Below are 1,634 nucleotides of genomic sequence, written 5' to 3'. Positions count from 1 at the left end.
GGCCCAGACCGTGTCAAAACGTCATTTTGAAGCGTTATGATTTTCGTATCCGATAGCGGAGGCGAGCGAGATGAAGCGATTCGTTCAAGGCGATAGCCGTACGCAAAGCTTTCTTCTTCCTGAGGCGTTGGACGATTACGTAACGGACACGAATCCCGTGCGCGTCGTCGACGTTTTCGTCGATGAACTAGATCTTCGGCAGTTAGGTTTTGAGGGAGTCGATCCTGCTCTCACTGGGCGCCCCTCGTACCACCCCGAGGTGATGCTCAAGATCTATATCTACGGCTATCTGAACCGCATTCAATCCAGCCGTCGACTTGAGCGTGAAGCCCAACGCAATATTGAGTTGATGTGGTTGACTGGCCGCTTGACTCCCGACTTCAAAACGATCTCTCGCTTCCGTCGGGACAACGGCAAGGCGATTCGCAGCGTCTGCCGTCAATTCGTGGTGCTGTGCCAGCGCCTTGACCTGTTTGCGGAGGCACTCGTAGCGATCGACGGTAGCAAATTTAAAGCCGTCAACCATCGCGACCGCAACTTTACGAGCGCGAAGCTCGAGCGTCGTATGCGGGACATTGAGGAGAGCATCGGCCGGTACCTCTTAGCGATGGACACGGCAGACCGACAGGAGCCGGGAATCGCAAAGGTCAGAACGGAACGACTTCAGGACAAGATTAAAGCTCTCAAAGAGCAAATGCGAAGCCTGAAGGAGATTGAGTTTCAACTTAAAGCGGCACCCGACGCGCAAGTGTCACTCACCGATCCTGATGCACGCTCGATGAAGACGCGCGGAACAGGAGTCGTTGGCTACAACGTCCAGACGGCAGTCGATACAAAGCACCATTTGATCGTGGCGCACGCGGTGACCAACGAGGGCATTGATCGTGATCAATTGACGTCAATGGCGAAGCTTGCTCGCACGGAAATGGGCGTCGAGAAGCTCACGGCGATTGCGGATCGTGGTTACTACAAGAGCGAGGAGATGCTCGCCTGTCACGAAGCGGGCATCACCGTGTATGTACCGAAAACCATCACGTCGAGCGCGACGGCTCACGGTCGCTTCAGTCGAGACGATTTCATTTACGACCCACAGGCGAACGAATTTCACTGTCCCGCAGGCGAGCGCCTCATCTGGAGGTTCTCGACTGTCGAGCGCGGACTGAAGCTCAGTAAATATTGGAGCTCAAACTGCCAACAGTGCGCGTTAAAAGAGAACTGCACTCCAGGTCCGCAACGCCGTGTGACACGCTGGGAGCATGAGACTGTGCTCGAAGCGATGCAGGCAAGACTCGACCATGCGCCCGAGATGATGAGAATCCGACGACAGACTGTCGAGCATCCATTCGGCACGATCAAGGCTTGGATGGGAGCCACTCACTTCCTGACAAAGACCATCGGACACGTCAGTACCGAGATGAGCTTGCACGTGCTTGCCTACAACATGAAGCGCGTGATTGCGCTGCTCGGTTCAACAAGACTTATCGAGGCGATGAGGGTGTAAGCGAGACGGCGGTCTCGATGTTGCCGAAGACGCAAGAGCAAGATCAAGTTCGGCGACTTCGCAGTTTGCTCATGCACTCGGCGGAGCGCCGCGCACAGTGTGGCTCTCTCGGAGTTTTGACACGGTCTGGGCC

1 protein-coding gene is annotated in these 1,634 nt (G+C 55.6%); it reads left to right on the top strand.

The annotated features are described in order from the left end of the window. Positions 1-70 precede the first annotated feature (70 nt). A complete protein-coding gene (locus QCE79_RS32700) occupies positions 71-1,501 on the top strand; it encodes an IS1182 family transposase (protein WP_309851542.1) in 1,431 nt (476 codons plus the stop codon). Positions 1,502-1,634: the final 133 nt, after the last annotated feature.

The organism is Caballeronia sp. LZ003, from assembly GCF_031451465.1.
In the GTDB taxonomy this organism is placed as follows: Bacteria; Pseudomonadota; Gammaproteobacteria; order Burkholderiales; family Burkholderiaceae; genus Caballeronia.
The sequence above is the reverse complement of the archived record's forward strand: the minus strand, read 5'-3'. Positions and strand labels throughout refer to the sequence as shown.

Coding starts and splice junctions, on each gene's coding strand:
- QCE79_RS32700 (WP_309851542.1), top strand. CDS start 71: ATGAAGCGATTCGTTCAAGGCGATAGCCGTACGCAAAGCTTTCTTCTT.